The 21,024-nt window shown below is 53.4% G+C and carries 13 protein-coding genes; 3 read left to right on the top strand and 10 right to left on the bottom strand.

Translation table 11 applies throughout. The annotated features are described in order from the left end of the window. Window positions 1-13: 13 nt before the first annotated feature. The 10 genes from KK062_RS04045 to KK062_RS04000 all read right to left on the bottom strand — a co-directional run bounded on the left by KK062_RS04045 (window position 14) and on the right by KK062_RS04000 (window position 15,649). Window positions 14-1,165 (bottom strand): glycoside hydrolase family 172 protein, encoded by a 1,152-nt coding sequence (locus tag KK062_RS04045; protein ID WP_254082968.1) that lies wholly within the window; start codon window positions 1,163-1,165, stop codon window positions 14-16. Between the two features lie 243 nt (window positions 1,166-1,408). Continuing rightward, complete coding sequence (locus KK062_RS04040; RefSeq protein WP_254082967.1) at window positions 1,409-1,573, bottom strand: hypothetical protein; 165 nt, start codon at window positions 1,571-1,573, stop codon at window positions 1,409-1,411. Window positions 1,574-1,579: 6 nt separating this feature from the next. Further along, complete coding sequence (locus KK062_RS04035; protein ID WP_254082966.1) at window positions 1,580-2,767, bottom strand: DUF5005 domain-containing protein; 1,188 nt, start codon at window positions 2,765-2,767, stop codon at window positions 1,580-1,582. Between the two features lie 16 nt (window positions 2,768-2,783). Further along, a complete protein-coding gene (locus tag KK062_RS04030; protein WP_254082965.1) occupies window positions 2,784-3,623 on the bottom strand; it encodes a lipocalin-like domain-containing protein in 840 nt (279 codons plus the stop codon). A 28-nt stretch (window positions 3,624-3,651) separates the two neighbouring features. Next, the gene (locus KK062_RS04025) at window positions 3,652-5,124 is read right to left on the bottom strand and encodes a RagB/SusD family nutrient uptake outer membrane protein (protein WP_254082964.1); all 1,473 of its coding nucleotides are present in this window, start codon (window positions 5,122-5,124) and stop codon (window positions 3,652-3,654) included. A 20-nt stretch (window positions 5,125-5,144) separates the two neighbouring features. Continuing rightward, window positions 5,145-8,279: a SusC/RagA family TonB-linked outer membrane protein gene (locus KK062_RS04020; protein WP_254082963.1), complete on the bottom strand. Its 3,135-nt coding sequence runs from the start codon at window positions 8,277-8,279 to the stop codon at window positions 5,145-5,147. Window positions 8,280-8,330: 51 nt separating this feature from the next. Then, on the bottom strand, window positions 8,331-11,036 hold the full coding sequence (locus tag KK062_RS04015) for a GH92 family glycosyl hydrolase (RefSeq protein ID WP_254082962.1): 2,706 nt from the start codon (window positions 11,034-11,036) through the stop codon (window positions 8,331-8,333). Window positions 11,037-11,612: 576 nt separating this feature from the next. Further along, complete coding sequence (locus tag KK062_RS04010; protein ID WP_254082961.1) at window positions 11,613-13,223, bottom strand: glycoside hydrolase family 43 protein; 1,611 nt, start codon at window positions 13,221-13,223, stop codon at window positions 11,613-11,615. Further along, a complete protein-coding gene (locus KK062_RS04005; protein WP_254082960.1) occupies window positions 13,223-14,749 on the bottom strand; it encodes a gluconokinase in 1,527 nt (508 codons plus the stop codon). Before KK062_RS04005 ends, KK062_RS04010 begins: the two co-directional genes overlap by 1 nt. A 21-nt stretch (window positions 14,750-14,770) precedes the next feature. Then, window positions 14,771-15,649, bottom strand: a complete 879-nt coding sequence (locus KK062_RS04000; protein WP_254082959.1) for an AraC family transcriptional regulator — start codon at window positions 15,647-15,649, stop codon at window positions 14,771-14,773. Between the two features lie 280 nt (window positions 15,650-15,929). On the opposite strand from KK062_RS04000, the gene KK062_RS03995 reads away from it, so the two are divergent. The 3 genes from KK062_RS03995 to KK062_RS03985 are packed head-to-tail and all read left to right on the top strand — an operon-like array spanning window position 15,930 to window position 21,012. Continuing rightward, on the top strand, window positions 15,930-18,560 hold the full coding sequence (locus KK062_RS03995) for a glycoside hydrolase family 3 C-terminal domain-containing protein (protein WP_254082958.1): 2,631 nt from the start codon (window positions 15,930-15,932) through the stop codon (window positions 18,558-18,560). Window positions 18,561-18,571: 11 nt separating this feature from the next. Beyond that, window positions 18,572-19,408, top strand: coding sequence for a fumarylacetoacetate hydrolase family protein (locus KK062_RS03990; protein WP_254082957.1), 837 nt, complete (start codon window positions 18,572-18,574; stop codon window positions 19,406-19,408). Window positions 19,409-19,419: 11 nt separating this feature from the next. After that, window positions 19,420-21,012 (top strand): aldehyde dehydrogenase (NADP(+)), encoded by a 1,593-nt coding sequence (locus KK062_RS03985; protein ID WP_254082956.1) that lies wholly within the window; start codon window positions 19,420-19,422, stop codon window positions 21,010-21,012. Window positions 21,013-21,024 lie beyond the last annotated feature (12 nt).

Genomic DNA, 21,024 nt, shown 5'->3' with positions numbered 1-21,024 from the left:
ACACCAATTCATTCTACCGTACGATTTCCAACCCATCTCGTAGGTGAATCTTCGGAAACGGCGCATGTGGCTCTGCCTGGTACCAGAACGCCACAGAGGATATATCATCTTGCAACGGCAGGTAACGCATGCCGCTGCGCCAGCCAAGCGCCTGAATCGTGATTTTCAAATCCTTATTGAAACGAACCGGATCGGTGATGTGCCACCGGTACATTCCGAACATCGTCTGAGATTTGAAGGTGCCGTCCGGTTTGAACGCATGGAAGCCCGCATACGGAGTTGAATAATCTTCGTACTGCTGTTGACCGTTCTTGTCTTTTACAGCGAACGCATAGGAGCCACAGAAGTAGTCTTCCGTGCCGGTGCCGCAGATCGTGGGGTACTGTGTGTCGCCATCCATATAGAACTTGATCTCTCCTTCTCCCCACCAGCCGTTGCTGTTGCTCTGCCAGAGCATATACGTGCCGACAAAGTGCCCTTTACCTTTGATGCCGTCGACGATGGTATATACGTCCTTGTAGGGCAAGGGGTTCACCCGGCGGAATTGCGCGTGGAAATAGGCGGCATCCTCGGGCACCGTCGTGCGTGTGTAATCGATCTGATAGTACAGGATCATTTCTTCATCCGCTATGTTTTCCATCGTGATGCGGCATTTCTTCCGAAAGGGCATTACCCAGTAGCTATTGAAGGCGCTGCCGGGATTGACGCACACCGCGAGCGATGTGATTGGCTTGTATTCATACGCGGCGGCAAAAAAATCGCCAACGGGCACCTCCACCGACGGTTCCTTTTCGTCGTCCCAGTACATGCGCAAAATGCTGTAGCGCCAGTTGCCGGTGGGTGTCATCCAGATATGCTGCAGGGCGCCGCCACCATCGATCTCGGCGAGGGTATAGGTGGTATGCGCGGCGATGCGGATGAACGGGTTGATCTTCCATCCCGGACCGAGATCTTTCGCGGGGCCCGAGGCAGTGCCTTCCTTCGCCATGCCGCCTTTGCCTTTTTCGCCGGTAGGGTTCTCCGGGCTTATCGAACGCGTCAGCGCATCCGACAGCCTGTAGAGGTTATCCATGTTCGTGCCGATGCCGTCAAAACCTCCCTTTTGCGCGGAGGCCGTCATAGCCAGGAAGGCTGATATCAGTATGAGAAGTATCCGGAGTTTCATGTTATCCTGTGTGGTTGATGGTTGACACATACTTTACATTTTATGTTTATACTTAAATTCAAAATCTCGGTTGCCCCGTCTGAATTTGGTATGGACGGTAGTGCCTCCCAGTCATCCGTACGGAACGGTACAGCAGGGAGTGTCTCGGCGCTGTAAAGGTCCAGTGGGCCGGGTTGTTGTCTCACGCATAACGCACCGCTACGGGGTTTGAGACGTTGCTGCAGATCCCGGCGAAGCCCACCCTTACACTTTAATGGGCGCGTTCCGCTGAAGTACCATGTAATCGCGAAAGATCGCCGGCAGCTTCACGTCGGCCCTGACCGTTGGATCAAAGACAAAAAGGGGAATCACAACCCAAAAAACCACCGGGGTCCGGAAAGGCACAACGGCACTGCTCGTACGTTTCATGCGCTGTTATTTTTTATCAAAGACTATTTTTATAAACCGGGGGTGATAGAAGTTCGGTGTCTTCTTCAATTGCTCCAGGAAGTTGAAGCTGTTGATGTTGTAGCTGATGAGCAGCTCGCCCGGCTTCGAAAGCGCGGGATGAGCTTTTGCGTTGTAGGTGAAGAGATCTTTCTCCGTCAGCTCGGGCGACGTATTCCAGATCACCTTTCTCGGGCCGAACGGTCCGACCGGCGAAGATCCGATCTGCATGCAGATTTCCGAAAAGATGCCACCGAGCTGATAGATGAGCGCATACTGGCCGTTGCCGATGGCGGAGACGCTCATCTCGTTCGATACACTGTCGGCCAGCGCGGTGGCCGACTGCAAATCCTTCGACCATCCACTAGATGTCTTGAACTCCCAGGCCGAGAACTTCGCCAGCGTTCCGGCTCTCGTTCGTGCAGCCATTAATTCCTTATTATTCGTTCCGCGAACGCCATAGATGTATAGATAGCCGTCCGGATCGGGCGCGCCTGATGCCTGGGTATTGGCATAGACGCCCGCCCCGAACGCCGTAGCCGCGGGGTCATCGCTGGGCGATACGAGCGGCAGGTCTACCTGCTTCGACTTCGAGAAGTCTGTGGTATGCGGGGGATAGATCAGCAACGTTGTCCCTACGTGGCGGAAAGGAAACTTCGAACCGTCATTCGTGTTGTGAATGAGGTATCCGAAGATATACAGGCTATCTCCCGCTGCATGATCCACCACGCCGTCGCCCAACCAGTAGTAATCGCCGGGTTGTGCCTTTGGCGTGGACGGCAGGAATACCGAGGTTGTGTTTTTGCCTACGATGAATTTCGCGTTGCCTTCCTGCGGCTCGTTCCCCGTCAGCAGCATCACCGAATTATTGATCATGGCCAGGCCGGGCGCCCCGGATTGGCTGGTGTCGCCGGCCTGGCCGAACATGGTGTCGCTGAAAACAAAGAGCACGGTATCGCCAGACGCACCGGCATCGCTTCCTTTCAGGGGAATGGAGTAAATGCCGTCGGCGCCGAACCATCCCTGCGAGCGTGTGAACAACGTTGTCCATTCCGGCGCGGCATGCACCGTATAGGTGGTTTCTTTCTGCTCTTCTTTTTTCTGCTGACAGGACGTCGCTACTCCGGCCACGGCCAGCGCGATCAACACACGACAAAAAGTGATCTGTTTCATCATACTCAATTTAACATTACTATTTAGGAGCTGCCACATATTTATAAATAAACACCTCGTCGTTGCTCTCACCGGCCCACGAAAGGTCGATATGGATCTCCAGCTCGAGCTTGTCGACGGTCAGTGTTTTCACCCGGTAGGTATCGGTGGTAAACACATCGGGGGTAAAGATGCCGTGATATTTCATCTTGAACGTGGTCTCGTCTTCCGAAAGCTCCCAGGCGTCGTAGTCGTTGAATTCCTCCAGCTCGCATCCGCCGTCGTGGTTGGAGCCGTAGAACGAATCCATGAGCCCATCGGCATGGAACAGATAATAATTATCTTTTTCACACTCCAGGATGTCTTCTTTGTTCGCTTTGTTTACCCAGATCTTCGATGTGAACATCCACTTTCTGCGGGAAAGGTTTATGCGCGGCGCGGCGGCCACCGCCAGGGTGAGATCGCTTCTCATCACATCGCCGGATGCCGTCTCCGCGCGGAAGGCAAACCCGATCAACTGGTCAATGTCTTCTTCCCGGCCCCGGTACCGAAAGGTATATTCACCGCCCGATGAAAGCGCTGACGCGTCTACGGTAAGAACACCCTTGGTGCCATAGTCAGTATCCGCGGCCAGGTTTACGGACTTCGTAATAGTCAGCGAGCGGACGTCCGACGGGAGCTTTACCGCTACCACCGCTTCGTCGCCTTCCTGCGCCTGCGAGCGGTACTGGCCATACCCGGCAATCTTGATATTCTGTCCCGGAATGGTGAGCTCGAGGCCCGGCTTGTCTGCATTGGACTCATAATCGTCTTCGCAGGAAAGCGCGCAGGCGCACGCGGCCAGCATAAGACCCAGTAGGTATTGACGATACTTTTTCATCGCTTTAGGCATATAAGGTTGACACGGTCTAGTAATCGTTCTGAGGAAGGTTCGTATTCACGTCGCGCTCCCGTTGCGGAATGGGAAACAGGTAATGCTTCGCCTGCGGCGTCACACCCGGTTTGGCCAGGGGCACCAGCGTCTCCAGCTTTCCGGTGCGCACCAGGTCGAACCACCGGTGACCTTCCGCCGCCAGTTCCAGCCTGCGCTGCTCCAGTACTTCGTCGCGGAACTGGTCTTTGGTAAGGCCCGAGACGTCGCCCAGGTTCGCGCGGTGGCGCACCATGTTCAGGTAGGTATAGGCGTCGTCGGTCGGGCCGTTGTCCTCGTTCAGCGCCTCGGCATACATCAGCAGTACATCGGGATAGCGGATCACGGGAAAATCCTGCGCCGTTTTCGCGTTGGTAAACTCATCGGGATTCGTTACGTCCCAATACTTTCTGAAGTAATATTTGTCGAACGGAACATTGTAGGGCGTACCGGCCACGGTCTCGTCAAACGCATTAAAAACGGTCACGGAGTCGCGCTTATCACCTGTCGGGTATGCGTCGGCCAGCGCCTGTGTCGGCACCTGCCATCCCAGGGTGTTATTGGTGATGCCCGCTTTCACCAGCGCATTGGGAAGCAGACGTGTGTGAAATTGTCCGCTTTCCCAAAAGATGATCTTGCCGCCCGCATCGCCGAAGCCTACGCTGAAGATCGCTTCCTTGCCGCCGCGGTTTCCGATCTTGAATACATCTACATAGTCATCCCACAGCGCATAGTTTCCAGAGGAAATCACTTCCAACGCCTTGGCGGCAGCCGTGCTATACTCCTGGCGGGTGAGGTACACTTTAGCCAGCAGCGCCTTTGCCGCACCCTGGGTAGCTCTGCCCCTGCCTTCTGTCTGATCTTCCGGAAGCCCCTCTGCGTCGGTCAGGTCGGTGATGATCTGGGTGTAGATGTCGTTCACTTCCGCCGCAGTAGGTTTGAGAGGTTCCTCTACCTTCAGCAGCAGGGGGATTTTCCCGAACATCCGTTCAAGGTTAAAATACAGCAGGCCCCGAAGGAATTTCGCTTCGTTCACCAGTCTCGTTCTCAGCGCGGCGTCCATGTCGATCGCCGGAATCTTCTCGATGGCAATGTTGGCCAGCGAGATGGCCTTGTAGTGCTGCTTCCAAACATCGGTCACGATTCCATTCTGCGGCGAATAGGTGAAGTTCGAAAGTTGATCGGCATCTGTCATGCCCACCTGGTTGTTGAGCATCTCATCAGACGCCAACCCTACCGCGATCCAGAAGTTGCTGTGGTATACGCCGCCGAACGTATCGCCGCTCTGCGAGTTCAGGTGCCCGTAAATGGCGTTCACGGCCGATACGGCGTCCTCCTCCGTTTTATAGAAGTTCGATACGGCCACGAAGTTTTGCGGATCTTCTTCCAGAAAATCCTTGCACGATGGGACCAGGAACACCAGCAGCAGAAATACACTGGCGAGCTTTATGTTTCGTTTGATGAATTTCATATCAGAAAAGGGTTACTGTCTTATAAACCAATGTTTACTCCCACCAGGTAGGTCTTCGTCATGGGGTAGCGTCCCTGGTCTACGCCGGGCATGGCAGTAGCGATGCCGTAGGAGCTTCCTTCGGGGTCGTAGCCGGTATAGTTGGTGAACGTAGCCAGGTTGGTGGCGCTTACGTAGATGCGCAGCGTCCTGAGTTTGGCCCGGTCCAGTAGCGCGGGGGGAATGTTGTACGCGAGTGTTATATTCTTGATACGCACATACGAAGCGTCTTCCACATACGCCGACGAGAACGTGCCCACATCTACCGTGCGGTTGGCCAGTGCGCGCGGAAAACGGTTGCCGGGGTGCTCCGGAGTCCAGCGGTTCAATCCCGCCTCCGCGGATATATTCTGCACCCCGCGGAAGTCCTCCAGCGCCAGGGCGTTGAAGTTCGCCATCTTGTTGCCCTGCGATCCCTGGATGAACACGCTCAGGCTGAAGTTGCCGTACGCGAGCGTGTTGTTGAACCCCCAGGTGAAATCCGGAAGCGCGTTACCGAGAATGGCCCTGTCATTTTCGTTGATGACAGTATCGGGGGCGGAAAGATTCCTGTACTTCCTGTCGCCGGCGCGCGCACGTGTGAGCGCGTTGGCGGGAATGTTATGCTGCCCGTTGAGCACCGCCGAAGATTCCGCTTCTTCGTCTGTCTGGAAAATGCCGTCGAATTGCAGACCGTAAAATGTACCGAGGGGCTGACCTTCGCGCAGGATGAGTCCCGAGCCAAGGTTTACGTCTTTTCCTTCCTCCGCCAGCCGGGTGATCTTATTGCTATACGTGGAAAAGTTAATGGACGAGCTCCATTTCAGCTTGCCGGTAGTGTTCACGGTGCGAAGGTCGATGTCGAGCCCGGTGTTCTTCAGGTCGCCGATGTTCAGTGTCGTAAAGTCGAAGCCCGACGTGTACGGAATGGGCGTGCGCAGCAGCAGGTCATAGGTATACTTCTGATACAAATCGGCCGTGAGGGTGATCCGGTCGTTTAGAAACCCCGCGTCAATACCGATGTCGAACTGGCGCGTGGTCTCCCATTTCAGGTTGGGATTGCTATAGTCAGTAGGTTGACTGCTGGAATAATAGTCGAGCGTCGCACCGTGGTTGAAGACGCCCTCGCCGTACACTCCGACAAGCGCGAGCGACTGGTACGAATCGATTGCCTGATTTCCGATGATTCCCAGGGATGTTCTCAGCTTGAGCTCGGATATGAACTCCGCAGGCTTCATCCATTTTTCTTCCACGATCCTCCAGGCAAGGGCCGCCGACGGGAAGAACGCGTATTTGTTATTCGCGCCGAACTTCGAGGAGCCATCCACCCGTCCGGTAAGGGTGACGAGGTATTTGCGATTCAGGGAGTACTGAACGCGCGCCAGGTACGATTGCATGGTCCAGGTCGCCTCACCTACCTGGGGCGGTTGCGGTTCGGCTGCGCCGCGAAGACTGTGGTATCCCAGGCGAGGATCGGAAATACCGAAGACATATCCGGTGAGTCGTTCACTCTTGAATCCCTGCAGCGTATATCCCGCCAGCGCCGTGATCGTATGTTTAGTGTTTATCGTCTTGTCGAACGTGATTGTATTCTCGTTAAGCCACGTCAGGGCTTCGAGATTTGCCACACTTGCTTCGCCCTTGGAGCCTGCTGCCGATTTCAGGAAGTCCGGCGCGAACGTTCTATCCCGGGACGAAATGCCGTCAATACCAAACGTGCTCTTGAGCTCCAGCGACGGCAGGATCTTGTAGCGCACCTCGACGTTGCCCAGCACGCGGGTGGCGGTGCTATAGGCCTTATGCTCCTTCGCTTCGGCCACAGGGTTGCCAATCACGATGCCCCGGTCGTTCTCATAGGTATATTTCCCGCGCACCGAAGGATCATATACCGGGAGGATGGGGTTCATGCCCAGCGCGCCGCCGATTACCCCCGGCGTGATCTGTTGCAGCCCGGTGTTCACCGAATTTCCCCGCGTATAGGCATACGCAATGTTGGCGCCGATGCTGAGCTTTTTAGTCACTTCGGTCGTAATGTTCGAGCGAAAATTATACCGCGAGAAGTCGGAGTTGATCACGATCCCCTGCTGGCCGAAATAACCTCCGGAAATGTTGTACGTGGTCCTTTCGCTTCCGCCGGAAACCCCTACCTGGTGGCTCTGAATGGGCGCCGTGCGAAGCATTTCCTTCTGCCAGTCCGTACCCTCGCCCAGCGTGGATGGGTTGACATATTCCGGCGCCTGGCCACCGTTGACACGTGCCTCATTGACGAACTCGGCAAATTGCTGTGCGTTGAGCAGATCGATATATTTCGATGATTGTTGTACACCATAGTAGCTATCCACCGTCACAGCGCTCGTTCCCTTCTTTCCGTGCTTGGTGGTGATCAGTACCACGCCGTTGGCGCCGCGCGCGCCGTATATCGCTGTGGCGGAAGCGTCTTTCAGAATCTCGATGGACTCGATGTCGTTCGGGTTGATAGCGGCCAGCGGACCGATGCGGGGCGCGCTTCCAATGGTGCCGTTGGTCACTTCTGACGTATTGCTGTTCACCAGCATGCCGTCAATGACATATAAAGGTTCATTTCCCGCGAGGATGGAACTAATGCCGCGGATGCGGATGGATGCTTCGGCTCCCGGCGCGCCTGATGTCTGCATGACCTGAACGCCCGCGGCCCGGCCTTGCAACGCCTGGTCGAACGATGTAGTAGGTACCGCCATGATCTCTTCTGCTTTCACCGACGCCACGGACCCGGTAAGGTCCGTTTTCTTTACCGTACCGTAACCGATCACCACCACTTCCGACAACGTCTCCAGCGACGGCGTCAGCGTAACGTTCACGGTAGTCTGTGTACCTACGGTGACCTCTTCCTGTGAATACCCGATGAAAGAAAAGACCAGTACAGCGCCCGGACCGACATTCATGGTATAACTACCGTCGGCATCCGAAACGGTACCCTGGGTGGTGCCTTTTATCAACACACTGACACCCGGCAGCGGTTCACCCGACGATGCGATCACCTTTCCGCTCACAAGCCTCTCCTGAACCATTCCTTCCGGAAACACTTCGAAGGAGCCCCCCAACACCATACTTAACAGTAGCAACAACCGATAAAAAATGCGGTAGAATTTTCTGTTCATAATTGATTGGTTAAGACTTTTATATTGCTTTCATAAAATGCGTTACGTTCATTATTCTTCTGTTCCCCATGACGTATTCGGTTTGTCTCCCAGCCAGATCTCCAGCGCTCCACCTTTTGCATACTCCTCGTGCGTGAACCAGAAGCGCTGTTGCGGTTTGCCGTTCAGCGACGCGCGCTGTATGTACATGTTCTCCGGAGAGTTATTGTGCGCGGTGATCACGAACTGCTTTCCCGGGTAGTACTTCGGATCGAGCCGGATGGTGATCCGGTCGAAGACAGGGCTTGTGATCTCGTAGGTGGGAACAACCGATTCATTACCCTGCAGGCTGAACAGCCCCATGGCCATGAGCGCGCTCACGCCGCCCATCTGCCCCTGGTCTTCGTCATGTCCACCGTAGCCGAGGTCGGGCGTGGTGCCGCCGTACGCCTGCTCCTTTACCCGTCTTACCCACTGTTGCGTAAGCCAGGGCTTGCCCGCGTAGTTGAATACATGGGCATTGGAGCAACCGGGCTGGTTGGCGTAGCTCACATAGCCGTCGTTGTAAGCGAATACAAAGTCGCTGGCGCTTGCCTTCTCGAAAGCATGGTTCAGCTTGTGGCACAGCGTATCGTTGCCTCCCATGAGCGCGGCAAGTCCTTTGATGTCATGCGATACGCCCCACGTAGCCTGCCACGCATTCGCTTCCACCCACCCCTGTCCGCTCAGCGGGTTGCGATGCACAAAGTTCCCGCTATCGTCTTTCGGAAACAGCAGCTTCTGCTGCGGGTCGTAGCACTTCTTCCATCCCTGCGAGCGGTTCATAAAGAAGGTGTAGTCTTTCTTCCTGCCGAGGCGTAGCGCCATCTGGGCGATGGCCCAATCCTGAAAGGCCGCTTCCACGGTGATGCCCGCGTTGTTACGCCACCAGCCATGCTTCGTATAGAAGTTGATGTCGTCCGAAGACCCCAGCATGCCGCCGGGAAGGTGATTGCGCTTCAGAATTTCAAAAGCATGTTTCGGATCGGCTTTCGTGAGCATGCCCTTCATGTACGTACTCACAATGAGGTTGGTGGTAGGGCAGCTCGTCATGATGTACGAATATCCGCCACCCGAAGGACCGCGTGGTAGTCGGTAGCCATTGTCTGCATACTGCAGCATCGACGCCGACATCTCGTCTTGTATGCCGGGCCACGCCAGGCCCCACAGAATATTGAGGTTCCAGTGCGACAGCCAGAAGGCGTCTGAATTATACATGTTGTAGCGCAAGCTGCCGTCGGCATTCTTCGGCAGCGTTTTGACTTTGAAAACGGCATCGGTAAAAGTTTCTTCGCGCTTTCCCTGCGTACGGTCGGGATAGTCGCCCGAGATGTCGTTGATCTTGTGCCGGCCCAGCAGCACGTGCCACAAGTCGGTATAGAATTTCACGCGCTGGTCCGTGCGGCCTCCTTGCACGTCTATTTTTCCAAGCCACTCGTTCCAAACCGCTTTGGATTCCTGACGCACCGCGTCAAAATTCCAGCCCGCACATTCTTTCTGTAGATTATCGCGTGCGTTGTCGATGCTGGTATAGGAAATACCGATCTTCATCTGCACCACCTCTCCCGCCTTTACTGTATAGGTCGCGGATAGTCCGAGGCTATCGCCCTGCAGTGTGGAGACACGCTGGTGGTGTTTATTTCCCACCCACCCGTTGAGCTGGTCGTACGGTTTGTCGAACTGCACCACGAAGAAGATCTTTACATCCCTGGGACCACCCCAATAGCGGTCCACCGAGCTGAACGATCCTTCGAACTCCTTGTCACTGTTCTTCTTCACCGACGCGTTGGCCATCGTGGTACCACAGAGATACCCGCCCAGGTTTGTCAGCAATTGCGTCTGCTGATCGGCCGTAAACCTGAACCGGTAGAAGCTTACACGTTCCGTTGCGGTTAGCTCTACCCACGTGCGCGGATCCTGCAGGTATACCCGGTGGTAGCCGGGCTGAACAATTTCTTCCGCATGCGTGAAGCGCGACTTCCACGCCTGTTCACCGCCGGAAGGGTTCACCTCCCTGTTGGCCGGCATGATCTCCAGGCCCGAGAGCATCCAGCAGGCAACCTGGCCGAAGCCGAGGATATGCGCCTCATTATAGTTATAGCCGCCACCGCCCTGATTCTTGTTGCGGGTATGCGGCGCGGCGCCCGTCATCCCAAACGGGCGACCTCCGGTAATGAAAAAAAAGTAGCGGCCCCGGTTCGTCTCGATATAGGGATCCACCATCGATACATAGTCGGTGAATTGATCGGCGGAGGGAAAGACCTCGATCTCCGAGAACCCGAGGTCCCGGCCGGTACCGTCTGTGACAACGATCTTAACCCATACGATTGTTTTTGTTTGGAACTCGACCGCTTTGCCAGTACCGTCGTTGGGGATCTGGTTCACCCAGAGTGTACTGCCGTCGCTGAAGAGCAGCTTGCAGGTGGCGATGTGGTTGCGTGATGCCTCCCGGTCGTAGAGTACCATGCGGTTCACCCGCTGCGGTGACTTCCACTCCAGCTGAAGCCATGGAAACCGTACATACCCCCAGTCGGTGGTGTCGCCCTGGCAGGCCCACTCGCCCTGGCCGTCAATGTGAATGATCCCGTCCGCCACATTGGCCGGCGTATAGGACTCTCCCAGATATGTTGATGCGGTAATGGTAGCCTGCGAAGCGATATTGTCTGGGCCTGCCCAGGCTTTTGCCGTAAAAAAGAAAAGGACGGTGATCGAACGAATAACAAATTGAAAGTTTCTCATTATCGGTGTTATGAAGTGGTGGACTCGCTTCTTTGCGAGGCGTTTAACTGTATGATATATGTGCCCCGAGGAAGTGTTCGCACATCGGAGCGATGGTCTACATTCCCGGCACGGATGGATCCAGGGTGCTCTTTAAATCTCACCTTCCCTTCGACACCTCTATGAGCAATAATGGATGTGTTCACGTATGATAGAAGTATCAGCCGTGCCATGGTTTAGCGTTTGGTTAGATAAATGTATCTATGTTCATACTTATTAGCAAGAGTTTTTTCAAACGTTTGCATGGTGGGTGAAAATAAATGAAACCGCAAGCTTCCGATTACTCCTTCAGTAATACACATTGTCAAAAACCAACAGGACATAAGAGATGGTATGTACTATACCAAGAGATCGAGGTCAACACATAAAACGTTTTTTATTGAAGATGAAGCATGGAAAGCTTGCGTTGGCATATGGGACGGGGTATTCGCATATACCAAACGGCTATATCTAAAGAGGCATCGATAGATGGTAGGTTTGTCCTAAAATCGGATAGCTGAAATTGATTATCCGAACTCCTGTATAGTGGAACGATTTCTAGTTTTCCGCGCCACCGCCCTGTATTCTGAAAAAATCAAAATCAACGCTTCCGCCCACATATTGGCTTGCATAATAAAACATTCCATAACGGTATCCCATAAAATGAGGCAATGTATAGGTCATTTTAAGCTGCGTCCCGATCGTCATCCACGACTCTCCGTCCAGGCTATAAAAAAATGATGCGGTATCGTTCAGTTCCTTGAAGACACAATCGATTTTCAGGAAGACGGTATTAAGCCTGAGCGGCAGGCGGGCTATTTCAACCGGACTTTCCGTTTCAGCGTTGACCATGACAATACTTTTCGCACCATTGTTCATCTTCACCCCCACAAGTCCATATCGCTTTTGCAGCATCGCCAGGCCAGCGAAATCACCATCCTTCATGTTGGATACATCGAGAGAGATCATGCCGGAGCACTCCGGGCCGATCGCACGCTGCGTGAGGGTGTTCCGGGCCTGAAGAAAAGAAGTATCTATCCTACCCGTTTTGAGACGCAGATAGCCAGGCCTCGCTGTAAGAGACCAAAGCGTATTCTCTGGGTTGTGATTCCACTGCCAGACCAGTGGAAGCGGTCGATCGTGTTTTCTCCTGCTGAACTCATCGGAAGCAACGATGCCGGGTATAAGGCCACGGCTTGGAGGAAGGTTGAGTTTCTCGGGCACCTTGCCATTTTGCCCCAGCACCGGCCAGCCGTCCACCCATCTGACAGGAACCAAGTAAGGGATCCGTCCCACGGCACCATAGTCGCGGAACAAATAGGCATACCAGTTGCCGTCGGGCGTATCGATCAGCCCGCCTTGTGCCACGCCAAGGTCTTGTAATGCAAGGCGTCCTTCGTACGGCCCCGTTATGTTGTCGGCACGATGGATCACCACCGTGCGTATGCCTCCTTTCGGCCAGGTGATGTTAAAGAGGTAGTACTTGCCGTGCACTTTAAATAATTGCGAGCCCTCTGCTTTCAGGCCTATATCCGGCCCCGCCGGTGCGCTGGCATTCTCGATGATCACCTGCTCGGTCGTGCCTGGTTTTACGTCCGAAGCATCGGCTGTAAGCTCTACCAGCCGCAGCGTACCGGCCCCGTAAATAAGATACACGCGTCCATCGTCATCAAAGAAGAGTGTGTGATCATGATAAGACGGTTTGAACGAAGAAACCTTCCACGGCCCCTTCTCGATGTTACGGGTTGTAAAAATGTAAGTTTTCCCCGTGGTCTGCGCAAACGTCGTTACGTAATAGGTACCGCGGTGAAACCGCAAGCTGCTGGCCCACGATCCCCTGCCGTAGCTGCTCTTGCCGTTGACCAGGTTCAACTCATCTATCGCTGCGAGGGTATCGTAGGCATAGTTCACAAGCTGCCAGTTTACCAGGTCTTTCGACTTCATCATGGGTACACCCGGGCTCAGGTGCATCGTCGTACTACTCATATAGTATACATCTTTTACCCGCACAATAGCCATATCGGGCACATCCGCAAAGACGACAGGATTGCGTGCCGGCGTTGGCTGTGCCGCGACAGAAAAGGCAATGCCGGCGATGAAAGAAACACACAGTGTTAAGAAGAGATTCCGACAGGAAGAAAGAATGACATGTACTATCAAATGCAACATCAGTACTCCCCGTTATGCTGAAGCGCTGCCAGCGCCTCAAACTCTTCTGTTAGCTTCACGCTAAGTCGCTCGAAAATCTGAAAGTAGCGGCTGTGCGTTTCGTGATTCGATTCCCGCGGCATAATCGTTTCCTGGTACGTCGTACTTTCTGCGGCCTGCTCGAATGTGGAATAGATTCCCATATCGATCGCACACAACAGAAATGCGCCCCGGCTTGCGCTATTGGCGTTCATCGCCATATTTACAGGCTTATTAAAGATATCTGCCAGCAACTGGGCGCAGAACGGTATCGTGGCAAAACTGCCGTTGATCGATAGACTGTTTATCGTCCGATGCTCTTGTAAGATTTTACCGATGCTATATATTTCATACAAAATCCCTTCAATCGTGGCCCGTATAAAGTGCTGTCGCTCGTGCTTGATATTTAATCCGAAATAAGATCCTCTGGCATTCGCATTCCAGATCGGCGCGCGCTCGCCCAGCAAATAGGGCAGGAACAACAATCCTTCTGATCCCACCCGAACATTAGCAGCTTCCTGAATCAGACTATCCATCATATATTCCGTGTCAAACGGAGCGCTGGACGTACCAAACTGCTTGGCAAACCAATCAAAAATAACTCCTCCGTTGTTGGTAGGGCCTCCCGATATATAATAATTCTCCGCCAGCAGGTAGTTAAAGAAGCGCTGCTTATCATCGTCCAAAACCTTTTTGCCCACCACGCGTACTGCGCCACTGTCTTCGACTGTTACCGTGGCTTTGTCTTCCCGCCATACGCCGGCCCCCAGCGTGGCCATGCAACCGTCGCTGGAGCCTACCATAATCCGCGTGTTGCTTTCCAATCCCAGCGACTTTTGATATTCCTTTCTCAGCTTACCCGGAACGTCAAACACAGACATTAGACTGGGCAATTGGTCTGCCTGGATGCCCGCAAAATCAAGCGCCGTCTGCTCCCACTTCATGGTGTGAATATTCAGTAGCCCCGTTGCAGACGCTAAACTATAGTCGAGAACAAACTCCCCTGTAAGCTGCTGGAGAATATAACTCTTCAGCGACAGAAATTTCGACGCACGCGCAAATCGCGATTTGTCATTATTTTTCATCCACGCTATTTTAATCAGTGGCGACATGGGGTGGATGGGTGTGCCCGTGGCCCGATACAGCACCTTACCCAAATCAGACTCCTTTAGTTCTTGCGCCTCTTTCTTACCGCGGTTATCGGCCCAGGTAATCACATTTCCCAGTGGCACGCCCTGATCATCGATGGCAAGCACGCTGTGCATCGAGGCAACAAAACAGATGGATTGCACCCCGTAGCGCCTGGGGTGCAACGTTTCGGTGATCATATTTTTCAACACATACAACATCGTGATGAAAATCTGTTCAGGATCCTGTTCACTGTAATCGGGCTGAATATGAAATGTCGGATAAGAACCCTTCGCCGATGACAGCACATTTCCTTTCAAATCAAAGGCAAAGACACGCACCGCGTTTGTTCCAAGCTCTACGGTAATGACACATTCCATTTCTTTGCGTATTTTAAGTTTCTATTTCTTCTTTCTGAATTCCACAGGGGTATACCCGGTGAGCTTTTTAAACGTCGTGGCAAAATGCTGGGATGAATAAAAGCCGGTTTCTAACGCAATCTCGGTGACATTGATCTCCTGCTTTTTTAATAGTTTGATCGCCTCGGATACACGAATATTAATGAGGTAGTTCAGCGGAGAAAATCCGGTATAGTTTTTCACCTTTTCAGAAAAAGCCGTCGTTCCAAGTCCAATCAGCGCGGCCATCTCTTCCACTGTCCATTGATGCGCCAGGTTCCGGCGTAACGTTTCCTCCAGCTTGGTAAACGTCTCCGGAAAGTCCCGTCGCAAATTTCGCTGTTGGCCCGATTGCCGCGCGACGAATATCAGCAAATCGTCAATGAGGTGATTTACCCGTGTCACATAGCCTATCTCTCGCTGAAACAGCTCATCCTTAATACCCTGAAGCATGACAAATGCCTCTTTTACTTTTGATAGTACCGCAATATCGTGGAGATGCAGAATCTTGCTGATCGTAATACTGTCATGCTCCGATAACCCACTCCAATCGCCCAACGTCATATTGCGGCTACTGCCGTCCTGTTTTACATCCACGCATATCCAGCAGAACGTGCCTATATCAATAAATTCCTTGCTACCGCCAAAAGCCTGCCCCGGCAAAATGACTGCCAGGTCGCCTGGGTAGAGACTATGACTCCGGTCATTGATAGACCACTCGAACTTTCCATCCAGGATATAATAAAGGCGAATATTGCCGGTAGTCGTTGAACAGAGTGAATTGTGCTGAATGCTGGTATTTTTTCGAATGCCCATCTCGTGGATGTGACTAAATCCCTCCAGTTCCGTTGAATTTCCGCGATGTAAAAAAAACTGGTTCATGGCAATAAGCAGATCGATAGTATCAACCACACATGGCCGGGCACACCGGCCGCCCTATCCCGCATTTTAACAAAGCTGTAAAAAGCACACGGATATAAAAACAAAAAAGACCCAAAGTTTATGCTTTACATCGATCCCGCAAACGTGTTTAAAATTCAACACCGTCGTTTATTGGAAGTTTGAATCGTCAAGACTATACAGCTTGCAGGGTTGCCAAGGCACTCATTTTGCAAATTGTGCCCGGCATTCGAGAAACGGCTGACGAACTGGATATTATTGTATGAAGAATTGGCTCCGCTACGGACGAAAGGCATTCGAAGCGTGTTTTATATCAGCATTGGCTCTCATCGGCACCGACTGCTCTGTAGAAAAACATGATGCCATATTGCCGTACCTGGATATCGCGCTGCCCATAAACGAACGGGTTAACGACCTTGTTGGACGCATGACGCTGGAGGAGAAAATCAGCCAGATGGTACACGATGCGCCGGCTATTGAACGGCTGCATATACCGCGCTATAACTGGTGGTCCGAAGGCCTGCACGGCGTAGCCCGGGCCGGATTGGCCACGGTATTTCCACAGTCCATCGGCCTCGGCGCAACCTGGGACGAAGCCCTGCTGCATGAGGTATCAACGGTTATCGCCGACGAAGCACGTGCAAAACACCACCACTTTGCCCGAAACGACAAACGATTTATATACCAGGGGCTAACCCTGTGGTCACCGAATATAAACATTTTTCGCGACCCCCGCTGGGGGCGCGGACAAGAGACCTATGGAGAAGACCCCTACCTCACGGGAACTCTGGCGGTTAACTTCATTAAAGGGCTGCAAGGAGACGATCCTCACTACCTGAAAACCGTTGCCACCATAAAGCACTTTGCCGTACACAGCGGCCCTGAGCCAGCGCGGCATGTGTTTAACGCCGTCACCAACGAACATGACCTGCGGCATACCTATTTGCCCCAGTTTGAAATGGCCGTTCGCCTCGGCAGACCGTATTCGCTCATGTGCGCTTACAACCGGTACAATGGCGACGCCTGCTGTGGCAGCACGCACTTGCTGGATGACATTCTGCGAAACGAATGGGGCTTCGACGGCTACATCGTTTCCGATTGTGAGGCGATCACAGACATCTACAAGCATCATAAAATTGTACCAACGCCCGACGAGGCGGCAAGCCTCGCCGTCATCGCCGGAACGGACTTAGAATGTGGCAACGTCTATCTGCACCTTAAAGAAGCTGTCGCGAAGAAACTCATTACCGAAGAGCATATAAACACCGCCGTAAGAAGACTTTTCAAAGCGCGGTTCAAGTTGGGAATGTTCGACCCAGTTGAAAACGTGAGGTATGCGCAGATACCCTACTCCGTTGTCGACAGTAAAGAGCATCGGGCACTGGCGCTGGATGCGGCACGTAAATCAATAGTATTGCTCAAAGACGATAAAAGCATACTTCCCTTGAAAAAAGATCCGGGCACGATCGCTGTTATTGGCCCCAACGCCGATCAATGGCTCATGCTGCTGGGCAACTACAATGGCGTACCTTCGCGTGCCGTCACGCCCCTGCAAGGCATTAAAGAAAAGGTCTCCCGCCAAACGCGCGTGTTGTTTGCGCAAGGATCTGAATTGGCCGACGGCATGCCTATGTTTTACACCGTACCCACTACGGTACTCTTTACGAACGAAAATACACCGGGGCTGCAGGCCGCATACTACAACAATATAACGTTGGCGGGAAAGCCCCTGTATACGGAAGTCGATTCGACCCTGGACGCCAACTGGTCAGACAACGCCCCGCGCAAAGACATGGACGACGACAACTTTAGTGTGCGGTGGACCGGCGCCATCATTCCGCACCATTCCGGCACGTACCAGCTCGGGTTTATTTCGACGTGCAACACAAAGTTATACATTGATGATAGCCTCGTAACAAAAACGATCTATCACTTTCGCGATGAATACGGCGATCCACGCTTGCGAAAAACTTCCCCTATGAAGCTGAAAGCGGGCAGGAAGTATAAAGTGGTGGTGGAAGCGATCGAAACATTTGCCGACGCCCAGCTGCAACTGGTCTGGGCGGCACCCAAGCCCAACCTCCTGCCCGATGCCGTCGAAGCTGCCCGTCAGGCGGATGTGGTAGTAATGTGCATGGGGCTCACCCCGCGTATGGAAGGCGAAGAGATGGATGTTATGATAGACGGCTTTCGGGGTGGCGACCGAACCCGCATCGATCTTCCCCAGTCGCAGCAGAACCTCATCAAGGCCATCCACGCGTTAGGCAAACCTATCGTACTGGTCTTGCTCAATGGCAGCGCCCTCGCCGTGACGTGGGAAAACGATCACGTGCCGGCAATTGTGGAAGCCTGGTATCCGGGCCAGGCCTCGGGGCAGGCACTGGCCGACGTGCTGTTTGGCGACTATAATCCGGCAGGGCGATTACCTATAACATTCTACAAATCCACACGCGACCTCCCTCCCTTCGACGACTATAACATCACAAACCAAACCTACCGCTACTACAAAGGGACACCGCTCTATCCGTTTGGGTATGGACTGAGTTACACCACGTTTTTATACACAGATTTGCACGCAGCACGTATCCCCGGCACCGATAGCATTCAGGTTTCGGCGCGCGTGCAGAACACCGGCGGTTTCGACGGCGACGAAGTCGTGCAGGTATATGCCTCCACAAAAGACCTTACCCGCAAAACCGGCCATCCGTTCCGTTCGCTGGTGGCCTACAAACGAGTACATCTTAACATTGGCGAAACGCAGTCCATAGCACTCATGGTGAAAATTCCGCCCGGCACCTCCGGGCCGCTGGAACTTAGTATCGGCGGCGGTCAGCCCGACACACATTTACCCATGACGTCTAATATGCTGAAAACTTCCATACCTATACCCTAACATAACGCGACATGAGAGTATACAAAACGCCAACAGAAATAATCGTCGAGCACCAGCATCATCACTATCGTTCAACCGAAGCGAACTGGGACACCTTCGTTAACCGCTCCAACCTCTATGCAGAAATCCTACGTGAAATCGACCGACTACAATCCGATTCATCACTCGCCGCACGTTGCCAGGCAAGCTCCGTCGCGCCCATCGGCAGTCAGGAAGTATGGGCTTCCGGCGTTACCTACCTGCGCAGTCGCGAAGCCCGCATGGAAGAATCGAAGGACGCGGGCGGCGGCGACTTCTACGCGCGCGTTTACGAAGCCGATCGCCCCGAGCTTTTCTTCAAAGCTCCCGCCTATCGAACCGTCGGACCAAATCAACCGGTACGTATTCGAAAAGATTCAAAATGGAATGTCCCCGAACCGGAATTAACACTCTTCATCTGTACGGCCGGCACCATCGAGGGATATACTATCGGCAATGATATGTCTTCGCGCGATATCGAGGGTGAGAATCCACTCTACCTGCCGCAGGCAAAATCATACGACGGTGCCGCCGCCATTGGCCCCTGCCTTTTTGTATCTGAAAAGCCGATCGATTCCGGCACAAAAATCAGCATCTCCATCAACCGCCACGGTAAAACCGTTTTCACAAATGAGATTTCCATCGACAGAATGAAACGAAAGCATACCGAATTGGCAGAATACCTGTTTCGCGAAGTCAGCTTTCCGCACGGGACATATTTAATGACGGGAACCGGAATTGTTCCGCCAGATAATTTCACACTGCTCGCGCAGGACGTGATCAGCATAACAATCGAGCATATCGGTACACTAGAAAATACCGTCGCGTGACGGCCATCGCTATGATCCCTATCGAAGGAAACCAACTCATTGGATTTAAAGAAAGTGGAAAGGGAACCGAATTTTTCCAGTCCGCTAATCCGGCTACCGGCGCGCCGTTGCCCTATCATTTCGCCAAGGCCACAGCCGACGAACTGAACCATGCGTGCGAAAAAGCCTCGGAAGCATTTCAGCAGTATCGCAAAGCAACGGGAGCCACAAAGGCAGCATTCTTAGAGGCAATCGCCGTTGAAATAAAATCTTTGGGTAACCAGCTCATCGAAATCTGCAACCTCGAAACAGCACTTCCCAAACCACGGCTGGAAGGTGAGCGTGACCGCACCGTGAACCAGTTGCTGATGTTTGCCGGCATGCTGCGCGAAGGTTCGTGGGTGGGCGCCCGCATCGACACAGCAAACCCCGCGCGTACGCCCTTGCCGAAGCCCGATTTGCGCACGATGCACCTCGGCCTCGGTCCCGTTGCCGTATTCGGAGCAAGCAATTTCCCCCTGGCCTTTTCGGTAGCAGGGGGCGACACTGCCGCGGCTTTTGCCGCAGGATGCCCGGTCATCGTAAAGGTGCATGAGGCCCACCCGGCCACGTCTGAGCTGGTGGGAAAAGCCATTGTACGGGCAGCGAAAGCGACAGACATGCCCGATGGTATATTTTCTTTGCTGCATGGTAACGGAAACGTTACAGGGATACAACTGGTTAAAAACAGACACATAAAAGCAGTCGGCTTCACAGGGTCTTTCACAGCCGGCAAAGCACTGTCCGACGCGGCCGCTCAACGCCACGAGCCCATACCCGTCTATGCAGAAATGGGCAGTATCAACCCGGTTTTTATTCTGCCGCGAGCGATGCAGGCGACGAGTCAAAAAATAGCGCAGGGCTTCGCTGCGTCGGTTACCCTTGGCACAGGACAATTTTGTACCAATCCGGGGTTGCTGGTATACGAAGAAAATGAGCCCGGCCGCACATTTCAGAAATACCTGACCATTGAGTTTGGAAACATCTCAGGCGGCCCGATGCTAACAGCAAATATTCTCCGTTCGTATACAAACGCCATTACCCGGCATATAACACAAGGTCAAATGGAAGTGCTTGCCCGTGGAAAAGACGATCCGACGCAAAACTGCGCACTTCCTATACTCTTTAAGACTACGGGAGCGGTATTTGCAGAGCATCCTGCGCTTGCCGAGGAGGTGTTCGGACCAACAAGCATGATCGTCTCGGCCGCTTCCCGGAACGAGGTACTTTCGATCGCACGTAATCTATCGGGACATCTCACGGCCACCGTACATGGAACGGATGAAGATCTTGCTGATTACCGCGAATTACTCGACATCCTCGAACAAAAGGTCGGACGGGTTGTGATCAACGGCTTCCCTACCGGCGTCGAAGTTTCTCACGCCATGGTGCACGGCGGACCTTATCCGGCGACGACCGACGGACGAAGTACATCGGTCGGAACTGCCTCGATATTCCGGTTCACACGGGCGGTATGCTACCAGAATATGCCGCAAGGACATTTGCCGGCCGAGCTGCAGGATAACAATCCCCTGGGCATCTGGCGACTGCTCAACGGGGAACAAACACGAGAATCAGTAAAGTAACGAGCGTCTTAA

The organism is Dawidia cretensis (assembly GCF_018598175.1).
In the GTDB taxonomy this organism is placed as follows: Bacteria; Bacteroidota; Bacteroidia; order Cytophagales; family Cyclobacteriaceae; genus Ohtaekwangia; species Ohtaekwangia cretensis.
Note: the sequence above shows the minus strand (reverse complement) of the source record. Positions and strands in the feature narration are given on the sequence as shown.

Excerpts from the sequence above, each read along its gene's own strand:
- KK062_RS04020 (WP_254082963.1), bottom strand. The coding sequence starts at position 8,279 with ATGAACAGAAAATTCTACCGCATTTTTTATCGGTTGTTGCTACTGTTA.
- KK062_RS04040 (WP_254082967.1), bottom strand. The coding sequence starts at position 1,573 with ATGAAACGTACGAGCAGTGCCGTTGTGCCTTTCCGGACCCCGGTGGTT.
- KK062_RS03995 (WP_254082958.1), top strand. The coding sequence starts at position 15,930 with ATGAAGAATTGGCTCCGCTACGGACGAAAGGCATTCGAAGCGTGTTTT.
- KK062_RS04045 (WP_254082968.1), bottom strand. The coding sequence starts at position 1,165 with ATGAAACTCCGGATACTTCTCATACTGATATCAGCCTTCCTGGCTATG.
- KK062_RS04015 (WP_254082962.1), bottom strand. The coding sequence starts at position 11,036 with ATGAGAAACTTTCAATTTGTTATTCGTTCGATCACCGTCCTTTTCTTT.
- KK062_RS03985 (WP_254082956.1), top strand. The coding sequence starts at position 19,420 with ATGATCCCTATCGAAGGAAACCAACTCATTGGATTTAAAGAAAGTGGA.
- KK062_RS04005 (WP_254082960.1), bottom strand. The coding sequence starts at position 14,749 with ATGGAATGTGTCATTACCGTAGAGCTTGGAACAAACGCGGTGCGTGTC.
- KK062_RS04010 (WP_254082961.1), bottom strand. The coding sequence starts at position 13,223 with ATGTTGCATTTGATAGTACATGTCATTCTTTCTTCCTGTCGGAATCTC.
- KK062_RS04035 (WP_254082966.1), bottom strand. The coding sequence starts at position 2,767 with ATGATGAAACAGATCACTTTTTGTCGTGTGTTGATCGCGCTGGCCGTG.
- KK062_RS04025 (WP_254082964.1), bottom strand. The coding sequence starts at position 5,124 with ATGAAATTCATCAAACGAAACATAAAGCTCGCCAGTGTATTTCTGCTG.
- KK062_RS03990 (WP_254082957.1), top strand. The coding sequence starts at position 18,572 with ATGAGAGTATACAAAACGCCAACAGAAATAATCGTCGAGCACCAGCAT.
- KK062_RS04000 (WP_254082959.1), bottom strand. The coding sequence starts at position 15,649 with ATGAACCAGTTTTTTTTACATCGCGGAAATTCAACGGAACTGGAGGGA.
- KK062_RS04030 (WP_254082965.1), bottom strand. The coding sequence starts at position 3,623 with ATGAAAAAGTATCGTCAATACCTACTGGGTCTTATGCTGGCCGCGTGC.